Annotated in this window: 11 protein-coding genes and 1 tRNA gene; 7 read left to right on the forward strand and 5 right to left on the reverse strand. The window is 53.9% G+C overall.

The features are described from left to right. Positions 1-29 precede the first annotated feature (29 nt). From RDM37_RS04510 to RDM37_RS04535, 6 genes are all read left to right on the forward strand, one after another. Entirely contained in the window at positions 30-1181 is a 1152-nt protein-coding gene (locus tag RDM37_RS04510) for a M20 aminoacylase family protein (protein WP_308555388.1), read from the forward strand. Between the two features lie 44 nt (positions 1182-1225). Next, positions 1226-2578: a tRNA (N6-isopentenyl adenosine(37)-C2)-methylthiotransferase MiaB gene (gene miaB / locus RDM37_RS04515; protein ID WP_308555390.1), complete on the forward strand. Its 1353-nt coding sequence runs from the start codon at positions 1226-1228 to the stop codon at positions 2576-2578. Between the two features lie 230 nt (positions 2579-2808). Continuing rightward, positions 2809-2973 (forward strand): DUF362 domain-containing protein, encoded by a 165-nt coding sequence (locus RDM37_RS04520; protein WP_004331495.1) that lies wholly within the window; start codon positions 2809-2811, stop codon positions 2971-2973. Between the two features lie 695 nt (positions 2974-3668). Continuing rightward, a complete protein-coding gene (dxs, locus tag RDM37_RS04525; RefSeq protein ID WP_308555392.1) occupies positions 3669-5570 on the forward strand; it encodes a 1-deoxy-D-xylulose-5-phosphate synthase in 1902 nt (633 codons plus the stop codon). Beyond that, positions 5561-6904, forward strand: a complete 1344-nt coding sequence (gene trkA, locus RDM37_RS04530; protein WP_308555394.1) for a Trk system potassium transporter TrkA — start codon at positions 5561-5563, stop codon at positions 6902-6904. The genes dxs and trkA overlap by 10 nt, the downstream gene beginning before the upstream one ends. A 49-nt stretch (positions 6905-6953) precedes the next feature. Further along, positions 6954-8408 carry a TrkH family potassium uptake protein gene (locus tag RDM37_RS04535; RefSeq protein WP_308555396.1) on the forward strand — a complete coding sequence of 485 codons (1455 nt, stop codon included), beginning with the start codon at positions 6954-6956 and terminating at the stop codon, positions 8406-8408. 8 nt (positions 8409-8416) lie between these two features. Here RDM37_RS04535 and RDM37_RS04540 read toward each other — a convergent pair whose 3' ends face one another. From RDM37_RS04540 to RDM37_RS04555, 4 genes are all read right to left on the reverse strand, one after another. Then, the gene (locus RDM37_RS04540) at positions 8417-9502 is read right to left on the reverse strand and encodes an LptF/LptG family permease (protein ID WP_308555398.1); all 1086 of its coding nucleotides are present in this window, start codon (positions 9500-9502) and stop codon (positions 8417-8419) included. 108 nt (positions 9503-9610) lie between these two features. After that, a complete protein-coding gene (rny, locus tag RDM37_RS04545; protein ID WP_374043027.1) occupies positions 9611-11239 on the reverse strand; it encodes a ribonuclease Y in 1629 nt (542 codons plus the stop codon). Between the two features lie 173 nt (positions 11240-11412). Further along, the gene (locus RDM37_RS04550; RefSeq protein ID WP_308555400.1) at positions 11413-11745 is read right to left on the reverse strand and encodes a cell division protein ZapA; all 333 of its coding nucleotides are present in this window, start codon (positions 11743-11745) and stop codon (positions 11413-11415) included. Then, the gene (locus RDM37_RS04555) at positions 11745-12068 is read right to left on the reverse strand and encodes a hypothetical protein (RefSeq protein ID WP_299369435.1); all 324 of its coding nucleotides are present in this window, start codon (positions 12066-12068) and stop codon (positions 11745-11747) included. The genes RDM37_RS04550 and RDM37_RS04555 overlap by 1 nt, the downstream gene beginning before the upstream one ends. Positions 12069-12277: 209 nt before the next feature. Here RDM37_RS04555 and RDM37_RS04560 point away from each other — a divergent pair. Next, positions 12278-12349 (forward strand) — tRNA-Met (locus RDM37_RS04560). Between the two features lie 289 nt (positions 12350-12638). Here RDM37_RS04560 and RDM37_RS04565 read toward each other — a convergent pair. Next, on the reverse strand, positions 12639-12902 hold the full coding sequence (locus tag RDM37_RS04565; RefSeq protein ID WP_004330764.1) for a type B 50S ribosomal protein L31: 264 nt from the start codon (positions 12900-12902) through the stop codon (positions 12639-12641). Positions 12903-13284: the final 382 nt, after the last annotated feature.

A 13284-nucleotide genomic window follows, 5' to 3' on the forward strand; every position in this document is an offset into this window, starting at 1 on the left:
ACACAACTAATATATAGACACACACGACTATGAAATCTAAGATAAGTGAAGCCATCTGCCGAGATATGGAGCAGTGGTTCGAGAGCTTTCATCAAGCTCCTGAGACAGCTATGCAAGAGTACGACACCTCCCGCATCATCGCCGAGAGGCTACGCGACTTTGGCTACGAAGTGACGGAGGGTATCGGTAAGCTCGGTATCGTGGCTACGATGCAGCGTGGTGAGGGAACGCGCTCCCTAGGCATCCGCGCAGAGTTTGACGCACTAGCTATACAGGAGGAAAACGACCTGCCTTACCGCAGTCGCATCCCAGGGCATGCCCACCTCTGCGGGCACGATGGACATACGACGATGCTCCTCGGAGCTGCCAAGCAATTGGCCGAGAGTGGTCACTTCAATGGCAAGCTCACGCTCATCTTCCAGCCTGGCGAGGAGACGATGCAGGGAGGTGCTGCAATGGTCGCCGATGGGCTCTTCGAGCGCTTTCCCGTGGACGCTGTCTATGCGATGCACAACCTGCCTGGACTGCCTCTGGGCACGCTACACTTCTGCTCAGGCGAGATGATGTCTGCCGTGGATAACTGGGAGATCAAGCTCATGGGGCGTGGCTCTCATGGCTCTATGCCTGAGCTTAGCATCGACCCCGTCGTCGCAGGAGCCTCGCTCGTCTTAGCTCTGCAGAGCATCGTCTCACGCAACGTTTCCCCTTGGCATCACAGCGTGGTGACTATCGGAGCTTTTCTCGCAGGGGATACGGGGAATACTATCCCCGACAGCGCTACCCTCAGACTCTCTATCCGCAATATGGAGCCAGAGACGCGCGTCCAGGTGCTGGAGCGCATCCGCACGATCACGCAGCACCAAGCCGAGAGCTATGGCTGTGCCTATGAGATCACCGAGGGGCAGCCTGGAGCTGTCCTGATCAATAGCGAGGAGGAGACGCGCTATGCTGCCGAGGTGGCGCGCAAGACCTTTGGCGAGGAGCGGGTCGTCTACCCCAGCGCACGCTATATGAGTAGCGAGGACTTTGCCTTCATGCTGCAGAAGCAGCGGGGCTGCTACCTAATGATAGGTAATGGCGAGACCCCGATGGTACACAATCCTAAGTTTATCTTCAACAAGCAACTGCTCCCGATCGGCGCCTCCTATTGGGTTGCGCTAGCTGAGGACTACCTCCGCTAGTGGCTCACAGCTCTACGTGGTAATTTCGTACCTTTGCGCCTGTTATGACCGAGAGAGTAGAGCAAGAAAACAAGCGGGTCTATATCGAGACCTATGGCTGTCAGATGAATGTGGCTGACAGCGAGATCATAGCTGCGCAGATGCAACTGGCGGGCTATCAGCTCACCGATCAGATCGATGAGGCGGACGCCGTGCTCATCAATACCTGCTCGGTGCGCGACAATGCGGAGCAGCGTATCATACGTCGTCTGGACAATCTCAATGGTCAGCGCAGACGCTCGGGGCATCCGCAGATCGTCGGTGTGCTGGGATGTATGGCAGAGCGTGTGCAGGAGACGCTCATACAGGATCATGGCGTGGATCTGGTGGCAGGTCCTGATGCTTACACCGATCTGCCGCACCTGATTGCTGCGGCTGAGGCGGGTGAGCCGGCTATTAGCATTGAGCTGTCGAAGAGTGAGACCTACAGCGATGTGATCCCAGTGCGTCTCCCTGGCTTGCATATCAGTGGCTTTGTCTCGATCATGCGTGGGTGTAACAACTTCTGCACCTACTGCATCGTCCCCTACACACGAGGTCGTGAGCGTAGCCGTGATCCCGAGAGTATCATCCGAGAGGTGCAGCGTATGGCGCAAGAGGGCTACCGTGAGGTGACTCTCCTAGGGCAAAATGTCAACTCCTACTGCTGGCAGTCTGAGACGGGCACTGGCTACACTTTCGCCGATCTGCTACGAGAGGTCGCTGAGGCGGTGCCGACGATGCGCATTCGCTTTACCTCGCCTCACCCCAAGGATATGAAGGACGAGACGCTTGAGGTGATGAGCCGTTACCATAATATCTGTAGTCATATCCACTTCCCTCTGCAGAGTGGTAGTAATCGTATCCTAGAGCGCATGCGTCGTCGCTATACGCGTGAGTGGTACCTAGAGCGTGTGGAGCGCATCCGCGACTATATGCCCGACTGCGGGCTGAGTACCGATGTCTTCTGTGGCTTCTCGGGTGAGACGGAGGAGGACTTTCAGGAGACGCTGGAGGTGATGAGGCTGGCACGGCTGGATAGTGCCTTCATGTTTAAGTACTCGGAGCGTCCCGGCACCTACGCCTCGCGTCATCTCGTCGATGATGTCCCCGAGGAGGTCAAGGTGGAGCGGCTCAATCGTATGATTGCCCTGCAAAACGAGCTGAGCCTCGAGAGTAATGAGCGTGATGTGGGCAAGAGCTTTGAGGTACTCATCGAGGGTTATAGCAAGCGCTCGCGCGATGACTTCTTCGGGCGTACCCAACAAAACAAGGTAATCGTCTTCCCCAAGGGACATAACCAGATCGGCAAGCTAGTGACCGTGCGTGTGGAGCGTGTTACCTCGGCAACGATGATCGGTAGCGAGGTCGAAGGGTAGGGGACAACCTGGAGAGACATCCCAACAAGCAGGTATCAGCGGGGAAGTTTGCCATTCACCTTCGCTCTTTATGAAGAAAAAAACACCATTCCAATACCTAGAAGTAGGTATTCTCAGAAGTTTGTTGTATCTTTGCACTACCAAAGCATGAGAGACGTCCTATTTGGTGTCCCAAGGCGGTGGTAACATCATAGATAATCTTAATACGCAACTTAAAAACCAATAGAATTATGGCACACGTAATCACTGACAGCTGTGTAGCTTGTGGCACTTGTATCGATGAGTGCCCCGTAGGCGCAATCTCTGAGGGCGATATCTACTCTATCGACGCTGATACTTGCATCGATTGCGGCGCATGCGCTGCTGCTTGCCCTGCAGGTGCTATCGAGGGTTAAGACCTACACGGAGATGCTAGCCTTAGAGCTGTGCTCTCTCCGCTCCCTCTAGCTAGGGACCGTCACACTCGGTCGCTACACTCTTAACTAGACAGAAAGCCGTCCCCCATCTGAGTGCTATGCACTTGGGTGGGGGACGGTCTCGTTTGAGGGTTGATACATTACAATAATTTAGAGCTGGCTACATATCGACACGGTGCTCTGTCGGGGAAAAGTGATTTCCACGTGGATATTTCGAAATTCCCACGTGGAGAATTTTTATTTCCCAGGTAGGAAATAAAAAATTCCTCGGAGGAATGAAATGAAACTTCGGAAGAAATGAATGACGCCCACGTGGAAAATAAAAAATATCCACGTGGAGATTTGAGATTTTCCACGTGGATATTCGAGAAAGGAGGGAATCGGACGAATTTCCCCGTAAAGATATGTAAATAGAGATTAGAGGCTAGAGATTAGAGGACGGGTCTGACACATTTTATATATAGTGAGCTCATCTATTCCTCGCTTTGTCGCTAATGTGTAGCTTCTGAAAGAGCAATTATAATGCGTCAGCCCTGCGGTCTCGTTTGAGGTGTTGTCGCATATTAGTATCTTTGCATAAGATAAGAAGGGTAGGCACCTGGCGGGAGCTTGCTGCGTAAGTCAGCGATTGCCGACGCGGAGGAGCTACTCTTCGAATAGATACACACGACATCATGAATGCTAGCGACTACCCGATACTCTCGCAGATCGATACACCTCATCAGTTACGTCAGCTACCTCTCTCGCAGCTCCCAGAGCTGTGCCGTGAGTTGCGCCGCTATGAGCTAGAGGTGCTCTCGCATGTGCCGGGGCACCTGGGCTCTAGTCTAGGTGCGGTAGAGCTCACGGTGGCTCTACACTACGTCTGTCGCACCCCCTACGATCGTATCGTCTGGGATGTGGGGCATCAAGCTTATGGGCACAAGATCTTGACAGGTCGACGCGATCGCTTTGAGACGCTACGACAGTGGGGCGGGCTCTCGGGCTTTCCACTACCGAGCGAGAGTGAGTACGACACATTCCCGGCGGGGCATGCCTCGAACTCAATCTCCGCAGCGCTGGGTATGGCGATCGCCGCTAAACTCAAGCAGGAGGAGCGTCACGTCGTAGCTGTCATCGGCGATGGGTCGATGACGGGCGGGCTAGCCTTCGAGGGGCTAAACAATGTGAGCTCTTATCCCAACGATCTGCTTGTGGTGGTCAATGACAATAACATGTCGATCGATGCCAATGTGGGTGGGCTCAACAAGTATCTTGTCGATCTCAACACCAGCCATGCCTACAATACGATCCGCTACGACCTCTACCGAGGCTTGCGACAGATGAATCTGATGAACGATCGTCGCAAGAAAAACATCCAGCGGATCAACAATAGTGTCAAGTCTCTCTTGACGCAAAATCACTCCTCCTTCTTTGACGGCCTAGGGATTCGTTACTTTGGTCCCGTCGATGGACATGACGTAGAGCATCTCGTGGAGACGCTACGACGTATTCTCCCGATGCGAGGACCGAAGATCCTACACCTCAGGACGATCAAGGGCAAAGGGTATAAACCGGCTGAGGAGAATGCGACCGTATGGCACGCTCCTGGGTGCTTTGACGTGAAGACGGGAGAGCGCATCAAGAGCGAGCGAGGCGCGCATCCACCGAAGTTTCAAGAGGTCTTTGGAACGACGGTCACCGAGCTGGCTGCCGAGGACAAGCGGATCGTTGGGATCACGCCAGCGATGCCGTCGGGCAGTTCGCTGAATGTGATGATGCAAGCTTTCCCTGAGCGAAGCTATGATGTGGGCATTGCGGAGGCGCATGCGGTCACCTTTAGCGCAGGAATGGCGCGTGAGGGGATGATCCCGTTTTGTGTCATCTACTCTTCCTTCCTACAGCGTGCTTACGATCAGCTGATACACGACGTTGCCCTGCCTGGCTACCACGTAGTTCTTTGCATTGACCGTGCGGGCTTGGTCGGTCAGGACGGAGCGACCCATCAGGGAGCCTTCGACCTAGCTTATCTCTGTACCATCCCGAATATGACGGTGGCAGCTCCGATGAATGAGCACTACCTGCGTCATCTGATGCGTACCGCTTACGAGGGGCAGGAGGGCCCTATGGCTATCCGCTACCCGCGTGGTGAGGGGTCGCTAGTTGACTGGAACTGTCCTGCGGAGCTTCTACAGATAGGCAAGGGACGTGCACTGCACGAGGGCGGACGTATCGCTCTGCTCTCTATCGGCACCATCGGTGTGACCGCCGAGGAGGTGCGTGAGCGTCTGCTCGCTGAGGGTGTCGAGGTAGCGCACTATGACTTGATCTTTGCGAAGCCTCTAGACGAAGAGCTGATCACGACTGCTCTAGAGCGTTACGACTGCATTGCCACGCTTGAGGAGGGTACGCTCATCGGTGGGGTAGGCGAGCGGATCGCTGCCCTGGCGCAGCGTCAGGGCTTCCGAGGACGGATGATACACTTTGGTCTGCCCGACACGTTTATCGAGCAAGGCACTGTCGCTGAGCAACGTCGCTACTGCGGCATCGATGCCGACACAATATATAATAGAATCAAAGCTGAGCTATGCGAATAGTTATTGCTGGTGCTGGCGAGGTGGGCACTCACCTTGCTTATAAGCTATCGGGCGAAGAGCAGCAGTCCACGACACTCATTGACTCTGACAAGGAGCTGCTGCGTCGTGTACAGCGCAAGTTTGACGCCTACACGATCGTGGGCGACCCGACGAAGCTGGAGGATCTGCAGCTGACGGAGGTGCATGACTGCGATCTCTTTGTGAGCGTGATGCCCGGCGAGGCGGAAAATCTACTCGCCTGTATGCTCGCGGCGCAACTTGGTGCCAAGCGAACCATAGCTCGTATCAATAATCACCGCTACCTGGCGGATCACTATCGTCGCTTCTTCGGGAGTCTCGGTGTGGATCAGCTAATTTACCCAGAGGAGCTGGCCGCTGAGGAGATAGCCAACAGCTTCAAGCATCCCTGGGCGAGAGTCTATGTGGAGCTACTCAACGGGGCTTTCGTCCTCGTGGGTGTCAAGGTGCGTAAGGGTAGCATCCTCGTGGGGCGCCCGCTGAGCTGGACGAAGGGGCTGGACGACAAAGCCTTTCACGTGGTCTCTATCAAGCGTGGCGAAGAGACGCTCATACCTGATGGTCAGACGATTATAGAGCATGGCGACGTTGTCTTCTTCACCTGTCTCAACAAGGACATAGACCTCGTCCGTCAGTACTGCGACAAGGATCAGCGTCCTGTGAAGCGAGTGGTCATCCTCGGGGGGAGCCTCATCGCGCTTCGCACCGTCTCCAAAGCACCGAGCAATATCGACTTCTACCTCATCGAGCGTGATCTAGAGCGCATCAAGGAGATCGAAGACGAGATCCCCTCTAATGTCAAGCTCTACGATGGCGATGGGCGTGACCTTAACCTCATCTCCGAGATAGGACTGGACGAGGAGAGCATCTTTGTGGCACTAACGGAGAACTCGGAGACAAACATCCTCGCTTGTCTCGCTGCTAAGCGCTTTCAGGTGGCTAAGACGATTGCAAAAGAGGAGAACATCGACTACATCCCCCTGGCTGAGAAGCTCGACATCGGCACGATCATCAATAAGAAGGTGATCGCTGCGGGCAACATCTTTCACGCACTCCTCGGCTCCGACACGAAGACTGTCAAGTCGCTCACCATCGCTCACACCGATGTGGCGGAGCTACAGGCTAAGAGTGGATCTACCATTACAGAGCGTCCGGTCAAAGAGCTGGACCTCCCGAAGGGTATCACCCTCGGTGGTCTCGTACGCAATGGCGTGCCGATGCTGATCGATGGTGATATGGAGATACAGCCCTACGACAGCGTCGTGGTCTTCTGTACCAATACGCCTATGGAGCAGCTCTCTAAGCTCTTTGACTAAAGCCCCACCGCTATCTAGTTTTACTATTCCTATTTTGACTCCATCAAGCATGAGACGTATCAATCTACCCTTCGTCGGGAGCATCGTGGGGGGTATCTGTCTGATCGAGTGTATCTTCCTCCTCCTCAGTGTCGTCGTATCGCTCCTCATGCGAGACTACACTGTGGTGCCACTCTTGGTCACGCTAGGCATATCCCTGCTGGTAGGCATAGTGCTACTCCTCTGTGGACGGCTGAAGCATAGCGACAAGCTCGGGCGTCGTGAGGCTATGCTCGCCGTGTCGATGACGTGGCTGGTGGTGGCACTGATCGGTATGATTCCCTTCCTCGTGGGAGGCTATCTGCCACGCTTTAGTAATGCGCTCTTTGAGTCGGTCTCAGGCTTTACCACTACGGGTGCCTCGACCTTTACCTCTGTGGAGCATCTTCCCAAGGGGATCCTCTTCTGGCGCTCTATCATGCAGTGGCAGGGCGGTATCGGGGTCGTCGTTTTCTCTCTGGCATTGAGTCCTGTGCTGGGCAAAGACATCGGACTACTTTACCGGGCTGAGGTGACGGGCGTGGATCATGACCGATTCATGCCTCGTATTAAGGAGGTCGCCACACGACTGGCGGCTGTCTACAGTCTCCTGACGGTGGTGCTCATCGTGTTACTACGGCTTACACCGATACCTTTGTTCGATGCTACTTGTATGGCTTTCACCTGTCTCTCGACAGGTGGCTTCTCGATCTATGATCAGCCCTTTGAGGTAATCAATAGTCCGTACTTTGAGACGATCCTGATGATCTTTATGGTGATCGGTAGCCTTAACATGACACTCATCTACTTTGCCTTCAAGGGGCAGGTCAAGCAACTCTTCCGAGACGAGCAGACCCGCTGGTTCCTCGGCATCATCTTCGTCACAGCCTCTCTCGTCGCCCTGCACCTTGTCCTCAACAGCATACAGCCTCACCTGGGGAAAGCACTGCGAGACGCCTTCTTTCAGATCATCTCGCTCATCTCCACCACGGGATATATCTATGCTGACTACGCTAGCTGGGGCCCCTTCTTTATGCTGTGCGGACTCTTCGTCATGCTCATCTGTGGTTGCGCGGGGTCCACGGCGGGCGGTCTCAAGGTGATCCGCTTCGTCATCATGTCCAAGACACTCCCCAAGGAAATCGCCCACCGCGTCTCTCCAAACCTTGTGGCACCACTACGGATCAATGGCAAGAGCGTCCCCGAAGAAGCGGTTTATAAGGTGATGGGCTTCTTCTTTGGTTACATCGCGCTCATCTTCTTAGGCACCTTCTGTCTCACCTTCACGGGCAACGACTTTATCTCTGCCAGCACTGCCTCTGTATCGGCCATCGGCAACATAGGACCAGCCTTTGGCGACTATGTCTTCAACTTTTCGAGTGCTTCTTCTTTTGACCTGATTGTGCTGAGCTTCCTCATGCTGGCGGGTCGTCTAGAGCTTTTCACCGTGCTGAGTCTCTTCGCGCCTGCTTTCTGGCGCCACTAGTCTCTTCGCTAGCGTGGTGCAAGACGGTAGAGTACGAAGGAGATGGCTAGGTAAACCAAGTTTGGCAGCCACGCTGCTACCACTGGTGCCATAGCTCCCGTGACCGCAAAGGAGGAGGTGACCGTCATGAAGAGGATGTAGAGGAAGCTGAGCGACAGTCCCACGGCGAGGGCTAGTCCCATGCCACCCTTGCGCTTGCGAGCCGAAAGCGAGACGCCCATGAGCGTTAGGATAAACGAGGCGGGGATCATCGCTATGCGCTTGTGTAGCTCGATAGCGTAGAGCTGTGTCGCCGCACCTCTCATACGCTGCTGCTGTATGGAGTGGTATAGCTGTGGGGTGGTAAGCATCTCGACATCCCCCTCGGTGACGAGGAAGTCCTTGGGCGTGATCGGTATGATCGTGTCTAGCTGATTGCCCCTACGGAGCGTGTCTTGTCGCTCGCCAAAGTATGTGATCGTATAGTCCTGCAGCTGCCAGTTGTGGAGGGTGTCGTAGACGATACTATTCGCGATCACGCGACTCTTGAGGTCTTTGCCCTCAAAGCGATCCATCGAGAAGGTGTATCCGACCTTGCTCTCATCATTGTAATAAGACATAAACATAAAGGTCTCAGGAGCCACCTGCATCTGGATCGCATTGGCGTAGGTGATGCGCTTGTCCTTGATATATTTATTCTGAAAGTCTATTCTGATGCGATTACCTGGCGGTATGACGAAGCTACTCAAGAGGAAAGTCAGTATCGCGATCACGGCAGCGCCCATCATGTACGGCTTGAGAAGCCTACGGAAGCTCACGCCGCAGCTCAGGATAGCAATGATCTCACTATTCTCTGCTAGACGAGAGGTGACGTAGATGACCGCTATGAAGACAAAGAGCGGACTAAAGAGGTTTGCATAGTAAGGGACGAAGTTAGCGTAGTAGTCCCATAAGATAGCTCGTAGCGGGACCTCCGGCTGTAGGAGCCGGTCTAGCTTTTCGGTCACGTCGAAGGCTATCGCCACTGCCAAGATCAGGACAATGGAGAAAAAGTAGGTCGCCAGAAACTGGGTAAAGATGTACCTATCGACCGTAGAGATTACCTTGCGACGCATCTGTCTCTAGATGTTTAGCTTTACATCGTAGCTTGCGCCCTCGGAAGGATCTCCTTCCGAGGGCTTATGTTATGGTATAGATCGATACTAGAGCTGCCCATAAGCCCACTACTTAGCATAGCTTACGGCACGAGTCTCACGGATCACCGTAATCTTGACCTGCCCTGGGTAGGTCATCTCGGTCTGTATCTTGTGAGCGATATCTGCCGAGAGCGTCTCGGTAGCCTGATCATCGATCTCATCGGCACCAACGATGACACGCAGCTCACGACCCGCTTGGATCGCATAGGTCTTGACCACGCCTGGATAAGAGAGTGCCAGTTGCTCGAGGTCTTTGAGACGCTTGATGTACGCCTCGACGATCTCGTGACGAGCTCCTGGTCTAGCACCGCTTATGGAGTCACAGATCTGCACGATAGGTGCTAGGAGCGTCTCCATCTCCACCTCCTCATGGTGAGCACCGACAGCGTTGCAGATGTCGGGCTTCTCCTTGTACTTCTCACAGATCTTCATGCCGAGTATAGCGTGTGGTAGCTCAGGCTCCTCGTCAGACACCTTGCCAATGTCGTGTAGCAAGCCTGCACGACGAGCTTTCTTAGCATTAAGCCCCAGCTCAGAGGCCATCGTAGCGCAGAGGTTGGCCGTCTCACGCGCATGCTGCAGGAGGTTCTGTCCATAGGAAGAGCGGTACTTCATCTTACCCACCAGACGCACCAGCTCAGGGTGCATACCATGTATGCCGAGGTCGATGATCGTCCGCTTGCCCGTCTCGATGATCTCCTCCTCGATCTGCTTGCTCACGCGATCTACCACCTCCTCAATGCGAGCCGGGTGGATACGTCCGTCCTGTACCAACTGGTGCAGAGCTAGGCGAGCTATCTCACGGCGCACTGGGTCAAAGGCTGAGAGCACGATAGCCTCTGGCGTATCGTCTACGATGATCTCCACACCCGTGGCAGCCTCTAGAGCGCGTATGTTACGTCCCTCACGACCGATGATGCGCCCCTTGACCTCGTCATTGTCTATGTGAAAGACTGAGACTGAGTTCTCTACCGAGGTCTCCGTAGCGATACGTTGTATCGTCGCTACGATCAGTCGTCGAGCTTCTTGCGAAGCATTCATCTTAGCCTCTTCGATCACCTCTGCTGTGTAGGCAGCCGCCTGATCACGAGCCTCTAGGCGTAGGGACTCGATGAGCTGCTCGCGAGCTTGCGCTGCGGATAGGCCACCTATTTCCTCCAGCTTAGCTTGTTGTGTGAGGATGGCGGCGCTTAGCTCCTCTTGCTTCTGAGCAACTAGCTGCTCCTGCTGAGCCATCTGCTTGCGCTCACGCTCTAGGTCAGACGAGGCATCTTCCAGCTGCTTGGTACGTGCTGTGAGCGTCTGCTCGAGCTGCTGTAAGGTTGTCTCTCGGCTCTGTACCTGTGCGGTGCGATCGGCTAGGCGCTCCTCCAGCTCCCCTTTGAGCTGCAAGGCGTATTCCTTAGCCTCAATCACCTTCTGTTGCTTAATTATCTCAGCATCCTGCTTAGCTTTCTCTAAGATGCTGTCAGCCTCATGTAGCTCCTTCTTTTTAGTCTTATGAGCCTCGAGGATAACCTGGTCGGCACTCTCCTGGGCCTCCTTTAGGATGCGCTCCGCTCGCTGCTTGTAGAGGCGCATCACGGCAAGCCATACGGCTCCACCGCCTACGACGAGGGCTAATAATATGAATAGTATCAGTAGGTATATGCTAATCTCCATAAATCGTTATCACTAAAGTGTGTATATCTAATCCGTTACAATGTCTCTGACATGATTGGTAGAGATACAGACTCACCCTAATGAGAGAAGTCCTAGTGGTCAAACGCGTGGATCCCAGCTATACATCCAGTCCTTTCTAACAAAGGAAAGAGACGTCCTCCCGCAGCCTACAATTGTCGCTCTAGTAGGCTATTTACCTCAGAGAGACGCTTCAGCAGCTCTGTCGTGTCTTTACTCTCCTTGAGCACCTCACACTGTACGGCTATATCTACAGCCGCCATAAGCCAGTGCAACTGCTCATCGCCCTCCGCAGGCTGCGGGTAAGCTGCACGATACTTCTTGACGAGAGCCGATATCGTATGCTGTGCACGACGATAGTAAGGCTCCTCGCAGCGCGGCACGTCGATGGGGATAGCAATACCATCGACAAGTAGCGTGATACTCTGTATCTCGTCCTGACGATGCTCTGGTTTAGTGCTATGCTGATCCATTTGTGCCATTAGTGTGGCTGAGTTGTAGCTGTACTATGCTGTAGCTCTAGGAGAGCTATACTTTGGTCCATTCGTTTGATCATCTGAGACAGTCGCTCCTTAGCGATGCCCATATCAGTACCACTGACGATAAGCGCACGCGCCATCAAGAGTTGCCGGTTGCGACTCTCGAGTCCCTCCAGCTCATCACACTGCTCACTGAGCCGTGCTTTGAGGTCTGCGATCTCCCCGCGCTGCGCCTCTATCTCTTGTTGCAGCGCATCACGCTGCTCGATGAGTCGCAGAGCGTTCTGGTAGAGTGCATCCACCTGTAGTTGCTCGTCGTGCGTCATTTTGTCACCATGTGTATCACAAAGGTACAGAAAAAAAAGACTCATCCCAAGATTTTGTTGCACCCAGACCCGCAACGACTGCTCCACACACCTATCCCAGCATCTCCAAAACAGGAGTTGGCCGTTTGTAATGCGGTTTGCGGAGTTGAAGGTCGGGTTGACGTTTGGCGGTCTCAGATATTCTTCGTACCTTTGCAGATACAAACGATCGCGGAGTGGAGCAGTGGTAGCTCGTTGGGCTCATAACCCAAAGGTCACAGGTTCGAGTCCTGTCTCCGCAACTAATGATAGACGCATTCCTCATTTGGAGTGCGTCTTTTTTGTTGTCCATACGTTATGACGTGCTCCATACGCTATGGCGTGCGATGAGCTGGGTGGGGCGAAGAGGAATGGGGCAGCCGTCGCTTCAGGCGTTTGCTAGCAAAAGTGGCTAAATGAGACTGTTGCAAGAGTCAACAGTCTCAAATACGAAAAGCACGCTACACACCCCTCTCAAGGGTCTGTAGCGTGCTTTGTGATTTAGGTGAGGCCGAGAGACGCAGACGGCGCTCTCAGACTGCGATGTGTGGCTTACTTGTCAGCCTTCTTACCACGATTGCCGTAGCGGCTCATGAACTTATCGACACGTCCTGCCGTATCAACGAGCTTAGCCTTGCCCGTGTAGAAGGGGTGAGACGTGTTGGAGATCTCTATCTTGATGAGCGGATAGGTCTCGCCATCGATCTCGATAGTCTCCTTAGCGTTGGCAGTACTCTTCGTGATGAAGACTTCGTCGTTGGACATATCTTTGAATGCCACTGGACGGTAATTCTCAGGATGTAGATCCTTTTTCATTGCTTTGTTGCGTTTAAGTAGTTAATAATTTGCAGGGGCGTGGCTCTCCTTCCTCCTAAACAGTCATGAAAGAGGGCTAGCGAAGGGCCTATCCTATCGTCTAGCACCACGTGGATACCGCAAGGGCTTGTCTCGATCAAGTAGCAATCGGTGAGCTGCTCACACTTGGGAGATAAGCTTCGGAGGGCAAAGGTACAATAAATATCTGAATCTTCAGAATCTGGCTGTTGGCTGTTAGCTGGAGTGATCGGAGCTATCAGAGCTATCGGAGCCATCGGGACTCCGATATCTAGTCTCTAACTTCTAACTTCTAATCTCTAGTCTCTAATCTCTAAATTCGTACCTTTGCGGTAACACCGATGCGATGTGACAGTCGCTGCGG

It is taken from the genome of uncultured Porphyromonas sp., assembly GCF_902489635.1.
GTDB lineage: Bacteria > Bacteroidota > Bacteroidia > Bacteroidales > Porphyromonadaceae > Porphyromonas.